Annotated in this window: 18 protein-coding genes; 14 read left to right on the top strand and 4 right to left on the bottom strand. The window is 40.6% G+C overall.

Annotated features, from left to right (window positions below; translation table 11 throughout):
• Positions 1 to 79 precede the first annotated feature (79 nt).
• Positions 80 to 1219, top strand: coding sequence for a molecular chaperone DnaJ (dnaJ, locus tag DD649_RS14810; protein ID WP_294108304.1), 1140 nt, complete (start codon positions 80 to 82; stop codon positions 1217 to 1219).
• A 67-nt stretch (positions 1220 to 1286) separates the two neighbouring features.
• On the opposite strand, the gene DD649_RS14815 is transcribed toward dnaJ, so the two are convergent.
• Positions 1287 to 2687 carry an amidohydrolase gene (locus tag DD649_RS14815; RefSeq protein ID WP_294108306.1) on the bottom strand — a complete coding sequence of 467 codons (1401 nt, stop codon included), beginning with the start codon at positions 2685 to 2687 and terminating at the stop codon, positions 1287 to 1289.
• A gap of 60 nt (positions 2688 to 2747) precedes the next feature.
• On the bottom strand, positions 2748 to 3344 hold the full coding sequence (locus DD649_RS14820; RefSeq protein ID WP_294108308.1) for a TetR/AcrR family transcriptional regulator: 597 nt from the start codon (positions 3342 to 3344) through the stop codon (positions 2748 to 2750).
• Between the two features lie 181 nt (positions 3345 to 3525).
• Here DD649_RS14820 and DD649_RS14825 point away from each other — a divergent pair, with 181 nt between their 5' ends.
• Genes DD649_RS14825 through DD649_RS14835 form a run of 3 tightly spaced genes read left to right on the top strand, consistent with a single transcriptional unit; the run spans position 3526 to position 6393 of the window.
• Positions 3526 to 4599 carry a sugar phosphate isomerase/epimerase family protein gene (locus DD649_RS14825; protein WP_336430897.1) on the top strand — a complete coding sequence of 358 codons (1074 nt, stop codon included), beginning with the start codon at positions 3526 to 3528 and terminating at the stop codon, positions 4597 to 4599.
• Positions 4596 to 5480, top strand: coding sequence for an alpha/beta hydrolase (locus tag DD649_RS14830; RefSeq protein WP_294108312.1), 885 nt, complete (start codon positions 4596 to 4598; stop codon positions 5478 to 5480). The genes DD649_RS14825 and DD649_RS14830 overlap by 4 nt, the downstream gene beginning before the upstream one ends.
• Position 5481: 1 nt before the next feature.
• Positions 5482 to 6393: an alpha/beta hydrolase gene (locus DD649_RS14835; protein WP_294108314.1), complete on the top strand. Its 912-nt coding sequence runs from the start codon at positions 5482 to 5484 to the stop codon at positions 6391 to 6393.
• A 44-nt stretch (positions 6394 to 6437) separates the two neighbouring features.
• Here DD649_RS14835 and DD649_RS14840 read toward each other — a convergent pair whose 3' ends face one another.
• Entirely contained in the window at positions 6438 to 7286 is an 849-nt protein-coding gene (locus DD649_RS14840; protein WP_336430898.1) for an EamA family transporter, read from the bottom strand.
• A 403-nt stretch (positions 7287 to 7689) separates the two neighbouring features.
• On the opposite strand from DD649_RS14840, the gene nhaA reads away from it, so the two are divergent.
• Positions 7690 to 8862, top strand: coding sequence for a Na+/H+ antiporter NhaA (gene nhaA / locus DD649_RS14845; protein ID WP_294108317.1), 1173 nt, complete (start codon positions 7690 to 7692; stop codon positions 8860 to 8862).
• Between the two features lie 191 nt (positions 8863 to 9053).
• Positions 9054 to 9977 carry a transcriptional activator NhaR gene (nhaR, locus tag DD649_RS14850; protein ID WP_294108319.1) on the top strand — a complete coding sequence of 308 codons (924 nt, stop codon included), beginning with the start codon at positions 9054 to 9056 and terminating at the stop codon, positions 9975 to 9977.
• 52 nt (positions 9978 to 10029) lie between these two features.
• On the opposite strand, the gene rpsT is transcribed toward nhaR, so the two are convergent.
• Positions 10030 to 10290 (bottom strand): 30S ribosomal protein S20, encoded by a 261-nt coding sequence (gene rpsT, locus DD649_RS14855; protein ID WP_294108320.1) that lies wholly within the window; start codon positions 10288 to 10290, stop codon positions 10030 to 10032.
• Between the two features lie 610 nt (positions 10291 to 10900).
• Here rpsT and ribF point away from each other — a divergent pair.
• The 8 genes from ribF to carB all read left to right on the top strand — a co-directional run bounded on the left by ribF (position 10901) and on the right by carB (position 22725).
• Positions 10901 to 11839: a bifunctional riboflavin kinase/FAD synthetase gene (gene ribF / locus DD649_RS14860; RefSeq protein ID WP_294108321.1), complete on the top strand. Its 939-nt coding sequence runs from the start codon at positions 10901 to 10903 to the stop codon at positions 11837 to 11839.
• Positions 11840 to 11867: 28 nt separating this feature from the next.
• Positions 11868 to 14678, top strand: coding sequence for an isoleucine--tRNA ligase (ileS, locus tag DD649_RS14865; RefSeq protein ID WP_294108322.1), 2811 nt, complete (start codon positions 11868 to 11870; stop codon positions 14676 to 14678).
• Positions 14678 to 15202 (top strand): signal peptidase II, encoded by a 525-nt coding sequence (gene lspA / locus DD649_RS14870; protein WP_294108324.1) that lies wholly within the window; start codon positions 14678 to 14680, stop codon positions 15200 to 15202. The genes ileS and lspA overlap by 1 nt, the downstream gene beginning before the upstream one ends.
• 102 nt (positions 15203 to 15304) lie before the next feature.
• Positions 15305 to 15775 carry an FKBP-type peptidyl-prolyl cis-trans isomerase gene (gene fkpB, locus DD649_RS14875; protein ID WP_294108326.1) on the top strand — a complete coding sequence of 157 codons (471 nt, stop codon included), beginning with the start codon at positions 15305 to 15307 and terminating at the stop codon, positions 15773 to 15775.
• Positions 15756 to 16709 (top strand): 4-hydroxy-3-methylbut-2-enyl diphosphate reductase, encoded by a 954-nt coding sequence (gene ispH, locus DD649_RS14880; protein ID WP_294108328.1) that lies wholly within the window; start codon positions 15756 to 15758, stop codon positions 16707 to 16709. The genes fkpB and ispH overlap by 20 nt, the downstream gene beginning before the upstream one ends.
• A 348-nt stretch (positions 16710 to 17057) precedes the next feature.
• Positions 17058 to 17879, top strand: coding sequence for a 4-hydroxy-tetrahydrodipicolinate reductase (gene dapB / locus DD649_RS14885; RefSeq protein ID WP_294108330.1), 822 nt, complete (start codon positions 17058 to 17060; stop codon positions 17877 to 17879).
• A 446-nt stretch (positions 17880 to 18325) separates the two neighbouring features.
• Positions 18326 to 19489, top strand: coding sequence for a glutamine-hydrolyzing carbamoyl-phosphate synthase small subunit (carA, locus tag DD649_RS14890; RefSeq protein WP_294108332.1), 1164 nt, complete (start codon positions 18326 to 18328; stop codon positions 19487 to 19489).
• Between the two features lie 14 nt (positions 19490 to 19503).
• Positions 19504 to 22725, top strand: coding sequence for a carbamoyl-phosphate synthase large subunit (gene carB / locus DD649_RS14895; RefSeq protein WP_294108334.1), 3222 nt, complete (start codon positions 19504 to 19506; stop codon positions 22723 to 22725).
• Positions 22726 to 22812 lie beyond the last annotated feature (87 nt).

Genomic DNA, 22812 nt, shown 5'->3' on the forward strand with positions numbered 1-22812 from the left:
AGTTGTTAATGGTTGCTGATACCGGACACGGGCGTCGAGGAAACTCTGCGCCCGTGTCCGCATGTTAAGGGTAAAATAAATGGCAAAAAGAGACTTTTATCAGGTCCTAGAACTTGAAAAAAACGCTTCAGAAAAAGACATCAAAAGAGCGTATAAGCGCTTAGCAATGAAATTCCATCCTGATCGTAATCAGGATAACAAAGATGAGTCTGAAGCCAAATTTAAAGAAATTAAAGAAGCTTACGAAGTGCTTTCCGACGAGCAAAAACGTGCAGCTTACGACCAATATGGCCATGCTGCGTTTGAGCAAGGTGGAATGGGCGGCGGCGGTGGTTTTGGCGGTGGTGCTGACTTTAGTGATGTTTTTGGTGACGTCTTCGGTGATATTTTTGGAGGCGGCCGCAGACAGCAGCGCCCAAGCCGTGGTTCTGATTTACAGTACAACATGGAACTGACTCTTGAAGAGGCTGTCCGTGGAGTGACCAAAGAGATCCGTATTCCAACATTAGAAACTTGTGATGTATGCCATGGTAATGGCGCAAAACCAGGTACGAGTGCGGATACTTGTTCTACTTGTCATGGTATGGGGCAAGTGCATATGCGTCAGGGATTCTTCTCTGTACAGCAAGCTTGTCCAACCTGTCATGGTCGCGGAAAAGTCATCAAAGACCCTTGCAATAAATGTCATGGTCATGGACGTGTTGAAAGATATAAAACATTGTCGGTGAAAATTCCAGCGGGCGTAGACACTGGCGACCGTGTTCGCTTATCTGGTGAAGGGGAAGCTGGAGAGAAAGGTGCACCAGCAGGCGATTTATTCGTACAGGTTCATGTATTACCTCACAATATCTTTGAACGTGATGGTAATAACCTGCATTGCGAGGTTCCTATTAATTTTGCCATTGCAGCACTTGGTGGTGAAATTGAAGTTCCAACCCTTGATGGGCGTGTGAAACTGAAAATTCCTGCAGAAACACAAACGGGTAAGGTTTTCCGCATGAAGAGCAAAGGCGTGAAATCAGTTCGTGGTGGCTTGCAAGGTGATTTAATGTGCCATATCGTGGTTGAAACTCCAGTTAAACTTAATGAGAAACAAAAAGAGTTGCTCAAAGAGTTTGGTGAATCTCTAGGCGGCACTAGTGGTGAGAAAAATAGCCCTCGTTCAAAAAGCTTCTTAGATGGCGTGAAAAAATTCTTTGATGATTTAACTAGTAAGTAGTTGAAATTATTTTAGTTTAAGAAAAATGGCTGACCAATATTTCGTTGAGTCAGCCATTTTTTTGTTTTTACTTAACGGCTTCACCACTTGCAATTACAGTTTCACGTACTTGTTTAGCAAATGCTTGAGCTTCTTGGATAATTTCTTTTTCATCAACGGTTTGAAGTTTACGGTCTTCCATCAAAATTTTACCATCGACAATGGTATGGCGTACGTTGGCGCCGTTTGCTCCATAAACCAGAGCGGCAAATGGGCTATACATCGGCACCATATTTGGTGATTTAGTATCGACGACAATGATGTCAGCGAGCTTACCTACTTCAAGTGAGCCGAGTTTATCTTCCATATGCAATGCTTTTGCTGATCCCATTGTTGCCATTTCGACAACCGTGATTGGCGGCATGGCAGCTCTGTCCTTGTTGGCAAGCTTATGGACTTTACCGACGAGCCCCAATTCGTTCATTGTGGTCAATGTATTACTCGACATTGGGCCATCAGTTCCTAATCCGACTCGAATACCTTTTGCTAGCATTGCCGTAACCGGTGCAACACCCTTAGCTGATTTTGTATTTGCACTGATATTATGTGCCACCCCAACATCATATTGCTTGAGTAAGTCTAAATCTTTTTCATCCACCATGATGGCATGAGCCGCAATCACTTTATTGTTTAGTGCACCGATATCAGCCATATATTGAACTGGGCTTTTACCGCCGGTGCGTTTAGCGATTTCTTCTTGTTCTCTATCTGTTTCTGCTAGGTGGATCATGACAGGAACATCAAGTTCTTGTGATAACTTGGCAATCTTTTGTAAATGCTCAGTTGTATTGGTATAAGGTGCATGAGGGGCAAAAGCCGGTGTTATTCGTGGATGGTCTTTGTATTCATTGATAAAATTGACTGCATAAGTAATGCCTTCATCAGCATTTTTCGCATCTGCTACCGGAAATTGAATGACGGATTCACCAAGCACAGCTCTAAGACCAATTTTATCAACAGTTTTTGCCACTTCATCTTCAAAGTAATACATATCAACATAGGTTGTAACACCACCCTTGACCATTTCTGCATTGGCTAAATTTGCACCAATACGTACCATATCCCGAGAAACCATTTTACTTTCTAATGGAAAAATATAGCGATGTAAGCGGTCAGGTACATCATCTGCGAGCGAGCGAAAGACGGTCATCGAAGCATGGGTATGTGTGTTTATCAGGCCTGGCATGACAATATCACCATCAACATCTAATACTTTGGCTGCTTGATATTGTTTTGCTAACTCAGGGCCGCCAACAGCGATGATTTTATTTTTATCGATGACGACGGTGCCTTGTTCTATGATTTTATTTTGTGCATCCATGGTGAGTACTGTGCCATCTACGATCATCATATCCGCAGGTTTTACTGCATAGCTAGCCATAGAAGCCGTTATGATGGATAAAGCAAGTAGGGACTTTGACAGTGACATAATGACCTCATTTCTGGTGAAATATTAAATATTCTTAATATGAAAATTATATGTTTTAGTTTATGAACGATAAAATTGTACTAAGTTTCGCAAAGAAAAATTAACGACATCCATTAATGTTTCTCTTGATGCACCATCTCGAGCTTGTACTGATAACCCATGAAGAATTAAAGAAAAATATTGGCCAAGAAGTTGAGGGTTAGCATCTTCAGATAACTGTTTTTCTGTTTTAGCTTGTTCGAAGCGCGTGATAATACCTTTACCGCGTTCAATTCGTTGTGTTGTCATCCATTCAAGTAGTGAATGATTTTCTTCGCTGAGGGCATTGGCTGATGAAACCACCATGCAACCCATGGCATGTTCTTTACGGGTATATAGATTTACCGCTTCAGTAAGCATCTGTGTTATGGCCGTCATAATATCTTTTTCGTGCAAAGCGATAAGCGCAAATCCACCTTCATTGGTTTCATAGTGAATAACGGCCTCACGAAATAATGCTTCTTTAGAGCCGAACGCTTTATAAATTCGAGCAGATGCGATGCCGAGTACATTAACTAGATCTGAGATAGAAGTGCCTTCATACCCATGTTGCCAGAAGAAATTTCGCGCTTTAATTAGTGCTTCATCTCGATCAAATTCCCGAGGTCTGCCAGCCATTGTCTATTCCTTATTCGGTATGTACGATTTTTATTATCCGTTGAAAATATTTTTTCTACAAATAAATCAATCATATTGATTGAAAATAGTCAGTACTCATCAATTTTTTTAAAAAAAAGAGTTGTGTTTATTATACAAGATCTCTATTGTTTGTCGATCGACAAACAATAGAGTAATTAAGATGCAAACAATTAAAGGCCCAAGTATTCATTTAGCACAATTTAGTGATGATGTTTTTCCTTTCAATAGCTTAGAAAATATTGCGCAATGGGCGTCCGATAATGGGTTTAAAGCAGTACAGCTACCCGCATGGGATAGCCGCTTGTTTAATGTAAATAAAGCCGCAGAAAGCCAAGATTATTGTGATGAGATCCAAGCTATTTTAAATCGACATGGCTTGGTTATTAGTGAGTTGACGACGCATATTTTTGGACAATTAATGGCGGTACATCCTGCTTATGATGCGCTATGCGATAGTTTCGCACCACCTGAATTACGCGGTAATACCGTTGCAAGAGGTGAGTGGGCTCACCAACAATTACTAGCCTCAATAAAAGCTTCTGCACGCTTAGGTTTGACCGATATGGGCACTTTTTCGGGTGCACTGGCTTGGCCATATGTATTTCCATTTCCACAGCGCCCGGCAGGATTAGTAGAAACGGCATTTGATGAATTAGCGCGTCGTTGGATGCCAATTCTAGATGCCTGTGAGGAACACAATATCAATTTATGCTATGAAATTCATCCGGGTGAAGACCTGCATGATGGGATCAGTTTTGAAATGTTTTATGCACGAACAGGAAATCATCCTCGCTGTAAAATTCTATTTGACCCGAGCCATTTTATCTTACAACAGCTTAATTATGTTGAATATTTAGATATCTATAAAGATTTTATTCGTATGTTCCATGTCAAAGATGCGGAATTTAATCCTACAGGCCGTCAAGGTATGTATGGTGGCTATCAAAATTGGGCTGATAGAGCAGGACGTTTTCGCTCAACAGGAGATGGGCAAGTTGATTTTACAACGATTTTTTCTAAATTAACCCAAAATGGTTATCAAGGATGGGCATCTTTAGAGTGGGAATGTTGTTTAAAAAATAAAGATGATGGGGCGAGTGAAGGTGCTGAATTTATCAAGCAACATATTATTCGTGTCACAGATAAGGTTTTTGATGATTTTGCTGCGGCACCTGTGAGCCAGTCTCAGTTGAATGAATTATTAGGAATAACACCAAGAGGGAGCAAACAATGATGCTAGATATTACTACAAATGGGTATTTTTTGAATGCTGTTGAGCACCATTATACAGTGATTGAAGGCAATAAATTACATTATGTAACTTTAGGTGAAGGCCCCGCTGTACTGTTGCTCCCCGGCTGGCCACAGACATGGTATGCATGGCGAAATACAATGGAAGCATTGGCTGAAAACGGTTATCAAGCCATTGCTATTGATCCGCCGGGAACTGGGTATTCAGCTTCATTAACAGGAAGTTATGACACAGGCCGGATTGCTGGATTATTAGCAAAGTTAATGGACTCATTGGGTCATACAGATTATCCAGTCATTGGACACGACATTGGTATGTGGGTTGCTTATGCACTCGCTACTGATTATCCCGAAAACGTTTCTCGTTTAGTGGTGACGGAAGCGGTGATCCCTGGTCTTGCGCCGTCTCCTCCTGTTTTTGTTGCACCAAATGAGAACATTTTTTTATGGCACTTCATGTTCAATCAAGTGGCAGATTTGCCTGAAGCACTTATTGCCGGACGTGAAGATATCTATTTGAATTATATTTTTGATAAATGGTCGTGGCATCGTGACAAGGTTGCTGCTGAAATTTATGTTCAAAGTTATCGTGTACCGGGAAGATTAAGCGCAGGCTTCAATTATTATCGTTCAATCCCAGAAACAATTCGGCAGAACATAATACGAGAGCAACAACCCTTAACTATTCCTGTATTGGCGATTGGTGCAGAGCATGCAACCAAAGATGCGCCTTATGAAACCATGAAGAAAGTCGCATCAAACTTGACTAGCGCAATAGTGGCAGACTGTGGACATTTTATTATGGAAGAACAGCCAAAAGAATTTAATGCACTTATCATTAATTTTCTACAGCAAGGTGAATAACATGGCATTACGGACTGAGATTGCGAATTGGTTGAGTTTGAGAGAGCTCAATCAGCCAGCAAATAGTCTTGAACAATTAAGAATAAATGTTGATCAAGATATTATTGAACAGCAAGGCATCCAAATGGATGCTTGCTATCAAAACTCATTTTTAGTGACCACTGAGGATCAAGCGCAAATCGAAGTGCGTACATATAGTCCTTATGGGTTAGAACAGGATAAATTACGACCAGCATTGGTTTTCGCTCATGGTGGTGGTTGGTGCTTAGGGAGTTTATCTGCTTGGGATAGAACATGTCGATTATTGGCTGAATCAACACAGCAGGTTGTTTTTTCAGTGGATTATCGTTTATCCCCTGAATTTAAATTTCCAGTTCCATTGACTGATTATTTTACTGCACTTACTTATATTTATAAAAATGCGAATTTGCTTAATATTGATAAGCAACGAATATCTGTTGCTGGTGATAGTGCAGGGGCAAATTTAGCAGCAGCGGCTTGTTTATTAGCAAGGCAAGTGCCGGACATGACGATTAGTCATCAGCTACTCTTTTATCCAGCTTTGGATGCTTTGATGAGCAGTGAGTCTTATCAAATTTATGGGGAAGGTTACGACCTTACTGCGGCTACGATGGAATATTGCTGGAATCAGTATCTTACTGATCCTGCCGAACGTTTGAATGAACTTGCAAATCCATTAATGGCTTCATCTTTAGTAGGTTTGCCTGCCGCAACTATTTTTGTTTGTGAATATGACCCTGTTCGTGGTGATGGGGAACGTTATAAAGAGCGTTTATTAGAGGCTGGTGTTAATGTTGATTTCCACCTCTTGTCAGGCATGATCCACGGTGCTATCCATATGAATACTATTTGTAATGATATTTCTGATATCTATAAAAAAATAGTTTTATAACCATAATTTAGAGGATTAGGGAATCTCTTAATCCTTTTTATTTATCAAGTGCTTAGCTTGGCTAATAGTACGCCAAATAGAATAATTACGCAGGCTGTTACACGCATTAGGTTGAATTTCTCTTTTAAAAACACAATAGATAAAAACATCGCAAATAAAACGCTAGTTTCTCTAATTGCAGCCACAATGACGATAGGAGCTTGGCTCATTGCCCATATGACGATGCCATAGCTTAATAGCTGCATCAATCCACCAAATAATCCTGAACGCCAATATTGCTGTATACCTTGAAAGAGTGTATTGCGGTATTTTATGATTCCAGGAACCATTAATACGATACCATTTAACAGGAATAGCCAAAGGGTATAGACGATAGGATCTTCACTGGCTCTTGAACCATACCCATCAGATAGGGTATAGCAGGCGGTAAAAAATGCAGTGCATAAGGCAAAAGCTAATGCTTTTCCTTTGATATTTAAAGTGAACTTTTTTCCTGCAAAAGCAATGATAACTACCCCAGAAATAATTAATAGAATACCAATTAAGCCCATGAAAGAGATAAGATCATTAAAAAGGACTGCACTGAGTATTGCCGTAATTAAAGGTGCTGAACCCCTTGAAATGGGGTAAATTTGACTTAAGTCACCATGGGTATAGGCCTGACTTAAAAAATAGGTATAACCAATATGAAAAATGACCGACAAAATAAGCCAACGGATAGCATTAGGGGAGGGAAGTCCGAACCAAAACAAGGCTGGAATAGTTAAGATCCCTGCAAAAAATGAAATCATGACTAAACCAAAAAAACGGTCATTACCAAATTTAACTAAGGCATTCCAACTTGCATGACAAAGTGCAGCGACTAGAACAGCAAGTAAAACATAAGTAGTCATAATAAAAACGTATTGCTAAACGGTGAGGTTAGTATTGCTGATCCCCATTGTTTTGTGAAGCGCTTGGCAGCATTATTCGGAGATAGTGTTTGGAATCGAAAAATTTTGCGAAACGGTATGTAGATTTAAAATCGTTTATGGTTACAAACTCACTTAACCGTGTATTTTTAATGAGAAGTCAGAATAATAAATGGCTTAAATCGCAATAATATTAAAATAATTAATTTATTGTTTATTTTTACAAAAGTTGTCTATAGTAAAATTAACTAATTGTTATCATTTCTAGTGATCTTTAACACGAATAAATCGAAAATAACGAATTATTATGGATAAATAAACGACTTTTTACGAATTGATAATTAGCATATTATTAACATATCAAAAATATTTTGAGGTTAAATATATGACAGCAATTATTCGTAAGTTTTTAAGGTTAGAAGCAGCAGGAGGATTACTCCTGATTATTGCTGCCATAGTCGCATTGATGATGGCTAATTCGCCACTTCAAGGGGCTTATCAGCAATTTTTAGATATACCTGTATCGATCAAAATATCCACTTTTGGTTTGGATAAGCCATTGATTCTCTGGATTAATGACTTCCTAATGGCAATTTTTTTCCTTGTTGTTGGTCTTGAAGTTAAACGTGAGTTATTGGAAGGATCGTTAGCAGGGCGTGATAAAGCTATATTTCCAGCAGTTGCTGCACTGGGTGGCATGATTGCACCAGCTTTGATTTACCTATTATTTAATGGGGCAGATGAGATAACAAAGCAGGGGTGGGCAATTCCTGCGGCAACGGATATTGCATTTGCATTGGGCGTGATGGCGTTATTAGGTAAACGTGTACCAACAGAGCTTAAAGTATTTTTATTAGCATTAGCAATTATTGATGACCTTGGCGTTATTGTCATTATCGCCTTTTTCTATACAAGCTCTGTATCGGTTATCGCTCTTGGGCTTGCGGCGTTATGTATTGCAGCACTGTGTGCAATGAACTGGCGACGAGTTGAAAATACAGCAGCATATTTGGTTATTGGATTAATATTATGGGTATGTATTCTTAAATCAGGCGTTCATGCAACTTTAGCGGGGGTCATCGTTGGTTTCTTAATTCCATTACGTGGCACTAATGATACTAAGCCATCTGAAGAGCTAGAGCATGTATTACATCCGTGGGTTGTTTATTTAATTTTACCTATTTTTGCTTTTGCAAACTCAGGGGTATCATTAAATGGGATAACTTTAGACGGTTTAATGAGCCCATTACCATTAGGTGTTGCCGCAGGTCTTTTGTTAGGTAAACCAATTGGGATCTTTTTGTTTAGTTGGGTTTCGATAAAACTTGGGTTGGCAAAATTACCAGCATCAATTAACCTGAAACAAGTTTTTGCTGTTTCGGTACTGTGTGGGATCGGTTTTACTATGTCTATTTTTATAACAGGCCTCGCATTCGATGGACTTGATGAAGTGTATAGTACCTACTCAAGACTGGGGATTTTAATTGGTTCGACTGTGGCTGCCTTTTTAGGATATTTCATGTTAAGGGTAGTGTTACCGAAACAAAATAGAGAGTAATTAGTTGTAAAATTAGTATTTTTACAGAATTTATTAGTAAGAATTTCCGAACTAATCGACTATGATGTACCCGCAGTATGTGTTTTGCATACTGCGGGTTTTTAAATATCACTCCTGAAAAAAGGAGCGCAGGTAAAATCGTATGGTCAATAGTTGTTATACTGGTTATTGGTGATACAAAAGGAATCGATATGCGGGTTTCACATCTTAATTATAATCACCTTTACTACTTTTGGCATGTGTGTAAAGAAGGTTCTGTTGTCGGAGCAGCTGAAGCACTTTATCTGACTCCTCAGACGATTACAGGGCAAATTAAAGCACTTGAAGAGCGCTTAGGCGGTAAGTTATTTAAACGCCAAGGGCGAGGTTTAGTGCCTTCAGAGCTTGGGCAACTCATTTTTCGCTATGCAGATAAAATGTTTATGCTTAGTCAGGAAATGTTAGATATCGTTAACTACAGTCGAGAATCAAATCTTTTATTTGATGTTGGTGTTGCTGACGCATTATCTAAACGTTTAGTTAGTCGAGTATTAGAAACAGCTGTTGTCGAGCATGAACAAATTCATTTACGTTGTTTTGAATCAACGCATGAATTATTACTTGAGCAGCTTAGTCAGCACAAATTGGATATGATTTTATCGGATTGTCCTGTGGATTCATCGCAACAAGAAGGGCTATTCTCTGTTAAATTAGGAGAGTGTAGCGTAAGCTTTTTTTGTCGACAGCCCGTACCTAAAAAACCATTTCCAGAATGTCTTGAAGAGCGCCGCTTATTGATCCCGGGCCGTCGTTCAATGTTAGGGCGTCATTTATTAACCTGGATACGTAATAAAAATTTACAAGTTGAAGTGTTAGGGGAATTTGATGATGCAGCACTGATGAAAGCATTTGGCATGTACCATAATGCAATATTTGTGGCGCCATCTTTATATGCTCTCGATATTTTTGCAGATAATGAAGTGCAAGAGATTGGGCGATTAGATAGTGTAAAAGAAGAGTATTATGTTATTTTTGCTGAGAGAATGATCCAACATCCAGCAGTACAACGTGTCTGTAATAAAGATTTTTCTGATTTGTTTTCAGCACCATTCGATAACTTAGAACAAAAAATTTAGCAGACAAAAAAACCGGCAGAAGCCGGTTTTTTTAGCTAATCAAGAAGCGATATTACATTGCTTTGATTTGAGCAACTAAGTTAGCTTTATGACGTGCTGCTTTATTTTTGTGGATCAGGCCTTTAGTAGCATGGCGATCAACAATAGGTTGCATGTCATTGAATGCTTTCTGAGCAGCTTCTTTATCGCCAGCAGCGATAGCTACGTAAACTTTCTTGATAAAAGTACGTACCATAGAGCGACGGCTAGCGTTATGCTGGCGACGTTTCTCTGATTGAATGGCACGTTTCTTAGCTGATTTGATATTAGCCAAGTTCCAACTCCCAAATGTATTCTACTGAGGACAATTCAAAGGTCGAGGAATATGCCCTCTCGGCCTTCATTTGTCAATGGATTTGTGCAAATAAACATCGTGTACTTCGATATTTATATCGCTGTGAATGGTGCAAGATTCTATCAGTAAAGACAAGAAGAATACAGATCTTAGCGTGAAAAAAAGCGCAATTGTTTGCAGAAAATGGAAAACATTTTAGATAAAAAATATTTTCTAGCGAGATAGCCTCAGTATTTATGCGGTGGCTGTATGAAAACAATACATTTATTGCGTGAATCATAAACAGATAATGTATTTAGTAAATAGCCACAGTAAGAAAAAAAGAAAAAATTAATATTTTTAGAGACCTCAGCGTAAATTTGTTGTATTGATAATCCATTGGTTATCCCAACATTTTTGAGATCCGTATACTATCAGGTAATATTAGATGAGTTTGAGTAGCATAACTGTTTACAATCGAGGTAAAATCTGTTGGTAAATAGTGTGGAGATCAAAAAAATAGGGTTTAATGAAACCTTTTACGAACTTAGGTTAACCTTATGCGTCGTACAGGGTATAATCCTGCAATTTCCTCGGTATTGAGCCTGTTATGGAGCTAATTCGCGGTATACAAAATATCCGGGCGCACCATCGTGGTTGCGTACTGACTATTGGTAATTTTGATGGTGTCCATCGAGGTCACCAGGTATTGCTTCAAAATTTGAAGTTGAAGAGTGCGCAGTTGGGGCTACCCACTGTTGTGATGATTTTTGAGCCACAGCCTCTTGAATTCTTTATTGGAGATAAAGCACCTGCTCGACTGACACGTCTACGAGATAAAGTAAAATACCTTGCAGATAGTGGTGTTGATTATCTGTTATGTGTTGAATTTAATCAGCATTTTGCTTCGCTGACACCAAATGAGTTTGTGTCGGACTTATTGGTTAATAAACTAGGCGTAAAATACCTTGCGATTGGCGATGATTTCCGTTTTGGAAAAAATCGGATGGGCGATTTTACTTTCCTACAGCAAGCGGGTGAGCAATTTGGCTTTGAAGTGGCAAATACTGAAAGCTTTTGCGATTCAGGGCTACGTATAAGCAGTACGGCAATACGCAAAGCGATTCAAGAAAATGACCTCGCATTAGCGGAAAGTTTACTGGGTCATCCTTATCGGATTAGTGGGCGTGTTGTACATGGTAATCAGCTTGGGCGAACTATAGGTTTTCCGACAGCAAACCTACCATTAAAACGTTTAGTCACACCAGTCACAGGTGTGTATGCTGTAGAGGTTCACGGTTTAGGTGATAACCCTCTACCGGGTGTGGCGAATATCGGCACACGACCGACAGTTTCTGGAAAAGGAACACAGTTAGAAGTACATCTGATTGATACCAACCTTGATTTATATGGGCGTCATATTGATGTAGTGCTACGTAAAAAATTACGTGATGAGCAGCGGTTTGCTTCGTTGGAAGCGCTGAAGGAGCAAATTGCTAATGATGTCATTGCAGCAAGAGAATACCTCTGTGCAATAGGAATCAAATAATTTAGCGGAAAATTGGAACTGAGAATCGATGAGTGACTATAAAAATACCCTGAATCTACCAGAAACCGGGTTCCCAATGCGTGGCGATCTCGCCAAACGCGAACCACAGATGTTAGAACGCTGGTACAAAGAAAACTTGTATCAGGCAATCCGTAAAGCAAAATTGGGCAAAAAAACCTTTATTCTGCATGATGGCCCTCCATATGCTAACGGTAGTATTCATATTGGTCACTCAGTTAACAAAATTCTCAAAGATATTATTATTAAATCCAAAGGGCTAGCGGGATTTGATTCCCCATACATCCCAGGTTGGGATTGCCATGGCTTACCGATTGAACATAAAGTTGAACAAATCGTTGGTAAACCAGGTGAAAAAGTCTCCGCCGCTGAATTTCGTGCACAGTGCCGCCAATATGCTAAAGAGCAAATTGAAGGGCAAAAAGCGGACTTTATGCGCTTAGGTGTGTTAGGCGAGTGGGATAAACCTTACCTGACCATGGATTTTAAAACAGAAGCTCATATCATCCGAGCATTGGCTAAAACCATTGCGAATGGTCATCTTATTAAAGGTGCTAAGCCTGTTCATTGGTGTACAGCTTGTGGCTCTTCATTGGCTGAAGCGGAAGTTGAATATTACGATAAAACATCCCCATCTATTTATGTTCGCTTCCCTGCGGTAGATAGCAAAGCGGTATGTGAAAAATTTGGCGTAATGACTGATAAAGTACCGTCGTTGGTTATTTGGACTACAACGCCTTGGACTTTGCCTGCTAACCGCGCAATTTCATTAAATCCTGCATTTCAATATAGTTTGATTGAAGCGAATGGTGAGTTACTGATCCTTGCGACTGATCTTATCGAAGACGTCATGAAAACGGTCGGTATTACATCATGGACTGTTCTCGGTGAATGTGAGGGTAGTGCTCTTGAATTATTACGTTTCCAACATCCATTTATGGGCTTTGATATCCCTGCGATTTTAGGTGACCACGTTACTTTAGATGCAGGTACAGGGGCTGTGCATACAGCACCGGGCCATGGTCCAGAAGACTACGTGGTTGGTCAAAAATACGGTTTGGAAACTGCGAATCCAGTCGGACCAAATGGTTGTTTTTTACCTGACACCTATCCGACCCTTGATGGCCTATTTGTATTTAAAGCTAATGACGTGATTGTCGAGCTATTAAATGAAAAGGGAGCTTTGCTGTTTAAGCAAGCGATTTCCCACAGCTATCCGTGCTGTTGGCGCCATAAAACGCCAGTTATTTTCCGTGCAACACCACAATGGTTCATTGGCATGGATAAAAACGGCTTACGTGAGCAATCACTGAAAGAAATTGATATGGTTCAATGGATCCCTGGTTGGGGTCGCGCACGTATTGAATCAATGGTTGAAAACCGCCCAGACTGGTGTATCTCTCGTCAACGTACTTGGGGTACTCCAATGTCGTTGTTTGTCCATAAAGAGACGGAAGAGTTACATCCTCGTACTTTAGAGTTGATGGAAGAAGTCGCTAAACGTGTCGAAGTTGATGGCATTCAAGCATGGTGGGATCTCGACGCAGCTGAGCTATTAGGTGATGACGCTGAAACGTATCGTAAAGTGCCGGATACGCTGGATGTTTGGTTTGACTCTGGTTCAACACATTTTGCTGTCGTAGACGCTCGTCCAGAGTTTCATGGTAATTCTGCGGATATGTACCTAGAAGGTTCAGATCAGCACCGTGGCTGGTTTATGTCTTCACTGATGTTATCGACTGCGATGAAAGGTAAAGCGCCTTATCGCCAAGTATTGACCCACGGTTTTACCGTTGATGGTCAAGGTCGTAAAATGTCCAAGTCATTAGGCAATACTGTTAGCCCGCAAGATGTAATGAATAAGCTAGGTGCAGATATCCTACGCTTATGGGTCGCATCGACAGACTATACTGGCGAAATTGCTGTTTCTGATGAAATCTTGAAACGTGCAGCCGACTCTTATCGTCGTATTCGTAATACTGCACGATTCTTCTTAGCTAATCTAAATGGCTTTAATCCTGAAACCGATATGGTGAAGGCAGAAGATATGGTGGTTTTAGATAGATGGGCGGTGGGTCGTGCATTAGAAGCTCAAAAAGAGATCACGAAAGCGTATGAAGCCTGCGATTTCCTCTCTGTTATTCAACGTTTAATGCATTTTTGCTCTATTGAAATGGGTTCTTTCTATCTGGACATCATTAAAGATCGCCAGTATACAGCGAAAGGTGATAGCCTCGCGCGCCGTAGCTGTCAAACTGCGTTATACCATATCATTGAAGCTCTTGTTCGTTGGGTTGCACCTGTACTTTCATTTACTTCAGATGAGATTTGGAATGAATTACCGGGTAAACGTTCACAATTTGTATTAACTGAAGAATGGTATGACAAATTATTCGGTTTAGATGCATCAGAAGAAATGAATGATAGCTTCTGGGCTGAACTATTAGTTATTCGAAGTGAAGTTAATAAAGTATTGGAACAAGCGCGTACAGATAAGCAAATTGGTGGGTCGTTAGAGGCTGCAGTTACACTGTATGCAGATAAAGAGTTGAGTGAAAAGCTTAATAGTTTAGGCGATGAGCTGCGCTTTGTTTTACTGACATCTCAAGCGGTTGTTGCAGATATTGCAACTGCGCCAACGGACGCGCAAGACAGTGAACTAGACGGTTTGAAAATTGCCTTTAGTAAAGCAGCTGGTGATAAATGTCCTCGTTGCTGGCACTATGCTAGCGATATTGGTTCTGCCGCTGATCAGCCAGAGTTATGTGGCCGTTGTGCGACTAACGTAGCCGGTGACGGCGAAGTACGTAAGTTTGCTTAATGAAGACACCTATTTGTTCTACCGGTTTGCGTTGGTTATGGTTAACCATTGTGATTATCGTTGCGGATTTAGGTATTAAACAACTCGTTTTGAGTGACCTTAATTTATACGAACCACATCCGATTACACCATTTTTTAACTTGATGTATGCCCAAAATTTTGGTGCCGCATTTAGTTTCCTCGCTAATGAAGGGGGCTGGCAACGTTGGTTCTTTGCAGGTATTGCGATTGGTATCTCTATCATCTTAATGGTGATGATGTATCGTCAAAGTGCACAAAAACGCCTAACAAACATTGCTTATGCACTAATTATTGGTGGCGCAATTGGTAACCTATGTGATCGTTTAGTGCATGGTTTTGTTGTCGATTATCTTGATTTTTACGTCGGCAACTGGCATTACCCTACTTTTAACCTTGCTGATATGGCAATTTGTATCGGTGCTGGTTTAGTTATCATTGAAGGCTTTTTGCCTGATAGAGATAAAACTAAACAGAGCACGGCCAAGCAGGATAACGTAAAGTAAGCTAAATAACCGAATGCGATAAAAGACAATAGGTTATAACATGATTACTCACAGCCCGGATGATACCGGGCTGATTTTTATGACAGAAAATAGGTTTGATTTATGTCTACTCAAATACAGGCGCAGAGCTCTGTTCTACTGCATTTCACTCTGAAATTGGAAGATGGCTCGACAGCAGATTCTTCACACGCACAAGGAAAGCCTGCGTTGTTTGTCTTAGGGAATGATTCTTTATCTCCTGAACTTGAAACCCAGCTTTTAGGGCTCAATGAGGGGGAAAAGAAAAGTTTTTCATTACCTGGTGATGCTGTTTTTGGGAAGCATAATCCTGATTTAGTTCAATATTTCTCATTACGTGATTTTATTGAAACAGGTATACCTGAAATTGGCACTATTATGTTATTTTCGGCCATGAATGGTAGTGAAATGCCCGGAGTTGTAAAATCAATTGAAGGTGAGTCAATTACCGTTGATTTTAATCATCCTCTCGCAGAGCAGCAAATCAGTTTTGATATTGAAGTACTAGAAGTCGACCCGCAATTGGAGAGTCAAAATGCAAATATTAATGGCTAATCCTCGTGGATTCTGTGCTGGTGTAGACCGCGCAATTAGTATTGTAGAAAGAGCATTGGAATTATATGGCGCGCCAATTTATGTTCGACATGAAGTGGTTCATAACCGTTATGTTGTTGATGATTTACGTCAACGTGGCGCTATCTTTATTGAAGAAATCGCTGAAGTTCCTGATGGTTCAATTCTGATATTTTCAGCTCATGGGGTTTCTCAAGCTATTCGCCAAGAAGCACGCTCACGCGATTTAACGATGTTATTTGATGCAACCTGCCCATTGGTGACTAAAGTTCATATGGAAGTTGCTAGAGCAAGTAGAAAAGGGAAAGAAGCTATACTGATTGGTCATGCAGGCCATCCTGAAGTAGAAGGAACTATGGGACAATATAGCAACCCAGAGGGGGGAATGTACCTTGTCGAGAGTCCTGAAGATGTTTGGAAGCTAAAAGTTAAAGATGAAAATAATCTACGCTTTATGACGCAAACAACACTTTCAGTTGATGATACCTCTGATGTAATTGATGCTCTAACGGCCCGTTTCCCGAGTATTGTAGGACCACGTAAAGATGATATCTGTTATGCGACGACAAACCGACAAGAAGCCGCGAGAGAGCTCGCAGAGCGCGCAGATATTGTCCTTGTTGTTGGTTCTAAAAACTCCTCAAACTCAAATCGTTTAGCAGAACTTGCTTCAAGAATGCAAAAGCCTGCGTATTTAATTGATGGTGCAGAAGATATTAAAACTGAATGGTTAGCAGATAAAGAAATTATCGGTTTAACTGCTGGAGCATCGGCTCCTGATATTTTAGTTCAACAAGTTATTGATAGATTAAAGGAACTTGGTGCTGATTCTGTGGTTGAATTAGAAGGCCGCGAAGAAAATATTGTGTTTGAAGTGCCAAAAGAATTACGTGTGGAAGTAAAAGAAATTAACTAATTTGCTGTTCAATCTTATTGGTGGCCATTTTGCAAAAGCGAAATGGCTTTTTATTGCCTATTGAACCACCCATCATCACAACTTTTTCTGATAATTTCTCCTCTTTGTACGGTTTTGTTAATAACTTAAGATTAGTACTAGCGCAATAATGCCATGATGGTTAATCTGTCTATTCGTTATATCTCACCTCAGCTGTATTAGCATCGTTTATGGCTTTCTAGTGGCTTTAGGTATAACAACAAATTTTAAGTAAATATAAAGTTTTGATTATCTTAACTGGTTAGTCATTATTTATATTTATAGGGTTTGGTCATAATTTTCGCATCAATAATTATTAAAGGATTGCAAATGACAGATTCAACGGTACGTGTTGCGATTGTCGGTGCTGGTGGTCGTATGGGACGCCAATTAATTCAAGCAGCACAAGAGCAAGAAGGCATTCGATTAGGCGCGGCGATAGAGCGTGAAGGTTCTTCTCTTGTTGGTGTTGATGCCGGCGAGTTAGCGGGTATTGGGCATTTAGGTGTTGTGATTGTTGATTCTCTCGATAAAGTCGTTAATGACTTTGATGTGGTCATTGATTTTACTCGCCCTGAAGGCACTTTGCTCTATCTCGCTTTTTGCCAAGCACACCAAAAATCGATGGTAATTGGTACGACTGGATTTGATGAATCAGGTAAACAGGCTATTGCAGATGCCGCTAAAGTGATCCCCATCGTATTTGCTGCTAATTTCAGTGTTGGTGTTAATGTTGTTCTAAAATTACTCGAAAAAGCAGCCAAGGTAATGGGTGATTATACTGACATTGAAATTATTGAAGCTCATCACCGCCATAAAGTGGATGCACCGTCAGGGACTGCGCTTGCAATGGGGGAATCTATTGCGAGTGCATTAGGTAAAGATCTTAATAGTTGTGCGGTGTATGCGAGAGAAGGCTACACAGGTGAGCGTGAAGCGGGCACAATTGGCTTTGCTACAGTGAGAGCGGGAGATATTGTCGGTGAGCACACCGTGATGTTTGCAGATATAGGTGAGCGCGTTGAGATAAGCCACAAAGCTTCTAGCCGTATGACCTTTGCAAAAGGGGCAATTCGAGCATCTGGGTGGGTAAGCTCTAAAAAAAGTGGTTTATATGACATGAAAGATGTCTTGAGTCTTGATGATTTGTAATTTTTAATTATATATAATCACATTAAAATCAGGCTAATGAGTTATCATTGGCTTGATAACGCTGTCTTGTAATGTATTTATTGTCATAACCTGTATTTTATAAAGATATCTCTATTTTTCCCCTTCGGTTTACTCATTAATTGCACTTTATTCTAACTTTAAGCTAGGTTATCATTAATTATTCAATTATCTTATATCGCAACCGTTTACCTATTCACTATGAGTGCTAGTTTTAATGCTCATGTAACTAAAAAATAGGTAAACAAGCAAAAAGATAAGATAGAATTGTAAAAAATGCATTTTTTTCTAGACAAGACCTCAACACATCATTAGAATTCGCGCAATTTGCCAAAAATATGATTAAAAACTCATTTTGGCATTGATTTAGATCGCAAAATCTGAATTAATATGCAGTAATTATGATTTATTATTCTCTGGAGGGTGTTTTGATAAAGTCAGCTATATTGGTTCTGGAAGACGGAACCCAATTCCACGGGCGCGCCATCGGTGCTGAAGGGGCCGCTATTGGAGAAGTCGTTTTCAATACATCAATGACCGGTTACCAAGAAATAATTACTGACCCTTCCTATTCCCGCCAAATTGTTACTCTCACTTATCCCCATATTGGTAATGTCGGCACCAACGCTGATGACGAAGAATCTTCAAATGTACATGCTCAAGGTTTGATAATTCGTGACTTACCATTAGTTTATAGTAACTTTCGTGGTCAGGAAGGCCTGTCGGAATATCTGAAGCGTCATAATGTTGTTGCCATTGCTGATATCGATACCCGCAAACTGACACGTTTGTTGAGAGAGAAAGGGGCGCAAAACGGTTGTATTATCGCAGGGGATAATCCGGATGTTGCACTTGCACTTGAGAAAGCGCGCGGATTTTCAGGTCTCAATGGATTAGATTTAGCCAAAGAGGTGTGTACCAAAGAAATTTATACTTGGACGCAGAACTCTTGGAACCTTGAAGATGGGCAGCTGGCCGCTAAGAAAGTTGAAGATTTACCTCTACATGTAGTGGCTTATGATTTTGGTGCAAAACGTAACATTCTACGTATGTTGGTTGACCGTGGTTGCCGCTTAACTGTTGTGCCTGCTACAACACCCGCAGAAACAGTATTAGCAATGAATCCAGATGGGATCTTTTTATCCAACGGACCTGGCGACCCAGCGCCTTGTGACTATGCGATTAATGCAATTAGGCAATTTCTTGAAACAGAAATTCCTGTATTTGGTATTTGCTTAGGGCATCAGTTATTAGCACTCGCAAGTGGTGCTGACACTATCAAAATGAAATTTGGACATCACGGTGCTAACCACCCCGTTAAAGATTTAGATAGAAATGTTGTGATGATTACGGCTCAAAACCATGGTTTTGCTGTTGATGAAACAACGCTACCCGATACGTTGCGTGTGACACATAAATCATTGTTTGATGGAACGCTACAAGGTATTCACCGCACAGATAAACCTGCATTTAGTTTCCAAGGTCACCCAGAAGCAAGCTCAGGTCCACATGATGCAGAGAATTTATTTGATCACTTCATTGATTTGATAAACGAATATCGTAAGAACACATCAGGCCAAAACGCACAATAATTGGGAGCAAGAAAGTGGGAAAACGTACAGATATAAAAAGCATTCTGATTTTAGGTGCAGGCCCAATTGTTATCGGCCAAGCATGTGAATTCGACTATTCAGGAGCCCAAGCGTGTAAAGCACTACGCGAAGAAGGTTATCGAGTTATCTTAGTTAACTCAAATCCTGCGACAATCATGACTGATCCTGAAATGGCTGATGCGACTTATATCGAGCCAATCCATTGGGAAGTGGTACGTAAAATCATTGAAAAAGAACGTCCAGATGCGGTTTTACCCACAATGGGCGGACAAACTGCACTCAATTGTGCGCTTGAGCTTGAGCGTAAAGGTGTGCTTGCTGAGTTTGGCGTAACGATGATTGGCGCCACCGCAGATGCGATTGATAAAGCAGAAGATCGCCAGCGCTTTGATAAAGCGATGAAAAAAATTGGTCTGGGAACTGCACGTTCGGGCTTTGCTCATAATATGGAAGAAGCTTACGCCGTCGCTGATGATGTTGGATTTCCTTGTATCATTCGACCTTCGTTTACAATGGGCGGTTCAGGTGGTGGTATCGCTTATAACCGTGAAGAGTTTGAAGAAATTTGTACTCGTGGTCTTGATCTCTCACCAACTAATGAATTGCTAATTGATGAATCATTGATTGGTTGGAAAGAATACGAGATGGAAGTTGTTCGTGATAAAAACGACAACTGCATTATTGTCTGCTCGATTGAAAACTTTGATGCCATGGGGATCCATACCGGTGACTCAATTACCGTTGCCCCCGCTCAAACACTAACAGACAAAGAATACCAAATCATGCGTGATGCCTCGATGGCAGTGTTACGCGAAATTGGTGTAGAAACAGGTGGCTCTAACGTTCAATTCTCAGTTAACCCAAAAGATGGGCGCTTAATTGTGATTGAGATGAATCCACGTGTATCCCGCTCATCTGCTTTAGCTTCTAAAGCCACAGGCTTCCCAATTGCGAAAATTGCCGCAAAATTGGCAGTAGGTTACACCCTTGATGAGCTAATGAATGATATTACAGGTGGTCGTACGCCTGCATCATTTGAGCCTTCAATTGACTATGTTGTGACCAAAATCCCACGGTTTAATTTTGAGAAATTTGCGGGTACAAATGACCGTTTAACGACGCAGATGAAATCAGTCGGTGAAGTTATGGCGATTGGCCGTACATTCCAGGAATCAATGCAAAAAGCATTACGTGGACTAGAAGTTGGTGCAACAGGTTTTGATCCGAAAGTTAGCTTAGATGACCCAGAAGCATTAACACGTATCCGTCGTGAGCTAAAAGAAGCTGGCGCTGAGCGTATTTGGTATGTGGCTGATGCATTCCGTGCAGGCTTATCTGTCGATGGCATTTTCAATTTAACAAATATAGACCGCTGGTTCTTAGTTCAAATTGAAGAGCTTGTTCGCCTTGAAGAGCAAGTGGCAGAAGAAGGTATTAACGGGCTGACAAAAGAGTTTTTACGTGGCTTGAAGCGCAAAGGTTTCGCTGATGAACGTCTGGCTAAATTAGTCGGTGTTTCTGAGGCAGAATTGCGTAAACTTCGTCAAAGTTATGACTTGCATCCAGTTTATAAGCGAGTTGATACCTGTGCTGCGGAATTTTCTACTGATACCGCTTACATGTATTCAACTTATGAAGAAGAGTGCGAATCTAACCCAAACAATGATAAACCTAAAATAATGGTGCTTGGGGGTGGTCCAAACCGTATTGGTCAAGGGATTGAATTTGATTACTGCTGTGTTCACGCTTCGCTTGCATTACGTGAAGATGGTTATGAAACCATCATGGTTAACTGTAACCCTGAAACGGTTTCAACAGACTACGACACTTCAGACCGTCTCTATTTCGAATCAGTAACCCTTGAAGATGTATTAGAAATAGTACGTATTGAGCAGCCAAAAGGGGTAATCGTGCAATATGGTGGACAAACGCCACTGAAATTAGCACGTGCACTCGAAGCGGCCGGTGTACCAATTATTGGTACGAGCCCTGATGCGATAGACCGCGCAGAAGACCGTGAACGTTTCCAGCAAGCCGTAAATCGCTTAAATCTGAAACAACCACAAAATGCAACGGTTGCGACTATCGAACAAGCGGTTGAAAAAGCCGTTGGAATAGGCTATCCACTAGTCGTTCGCCCTTCTTATGTTCTTGGCGGTCGTGCAATGGAAATTGTGTACGATGAGATTGATTTACGTCGTTATTTCCAAAATGCGGTGAGTGTATCGAATGATGCACCAGTCTTACTTGACCGTTTCTTAGATGATGCGGTTGAAGTTGACGTCGACGCAATTTGTGACGGTGAAATGGTGCTTATCGGCGGTATTATGGAGCATATTGAGCAAGCAGGGGTTCACTCTGGCGACTCAGCATGTTCATTACCCGCTTACACATTAAGTCAAGAAATTCAGGATGTAATGCGTGAACAAGTGCGTAATCTTGCATTTGAGTTACGTGTTCGTGGGCTGATGAATGTTCAATTTGCAGTCAAAAATAACGAAGTATATTTGATTGAAGTTAACCCTCGTGCAGCTAGAACGGTGCCATTTGTGTCTAAAGCAACAGGAGTACCTTTAGCAAAAGTAGCAGCGCGTGTCATGGTCGGCCAAACATTGGCACAGCAAGGTGTCACTAAAGAAATTATTCCACCTTACTATTCAGTCAAAGAAGTGGTGTTACCATTCAATAAATTCCAAGGTGTAGACCCAATTCTTGGTCCTGAAATGCGCTCGACCGGTGAAGTGATGGGTGTGGGGCGTACTTTTGCAGAAGCATTTGCTAAAGCGATGTTAGGTAGCAGTTCTACGATGAAGAAATCGGGTCGCGCACTGTTATCAGTACGTGAAGGCGATAAAACTCGCGTGGTTGATTTAGCGGCTAAATTGTTGAAACATGGCTTTGAATTAGATGCGACGCATGGAACGGCGATTGTGCTGGGTGAGGCTGGTATTAACCCGCGCTTAGTTAACAAAGTTCATGAAGGTCGTCCGCATATTCAAGACAGGATCAAAAATGGTGAGTACGATTACATTGTTAACACCACCGCAGGTCGTCAAGCTATTGAAGATTCTAAATTGATCCGCCGTAGTGCGCTGCAATATAAAGTGCATTATGACACCACGTTAAATGGTGGTTTTGCGACAACGATGTCTTTAAGTGCAGACCCAACCGAAAAAGTGATTTCCGTACAAGAGATGCACGCATTAATTAAATAATTACTGTGATGCTGATGATAGCCTCAGTTGTTGAAAAACAACTGAGGTTTTTTTATGTACGATCGGGATATAAAAAATAGTAGACAG

It is taken from the genome of Providencia sp. (assembly GCF_003533305.1).
GTDB lineage: Bacteria > Pseudomonadota > Gammaproteobacteria > Enterobacterales > Enterobacteriaceae > Providencia.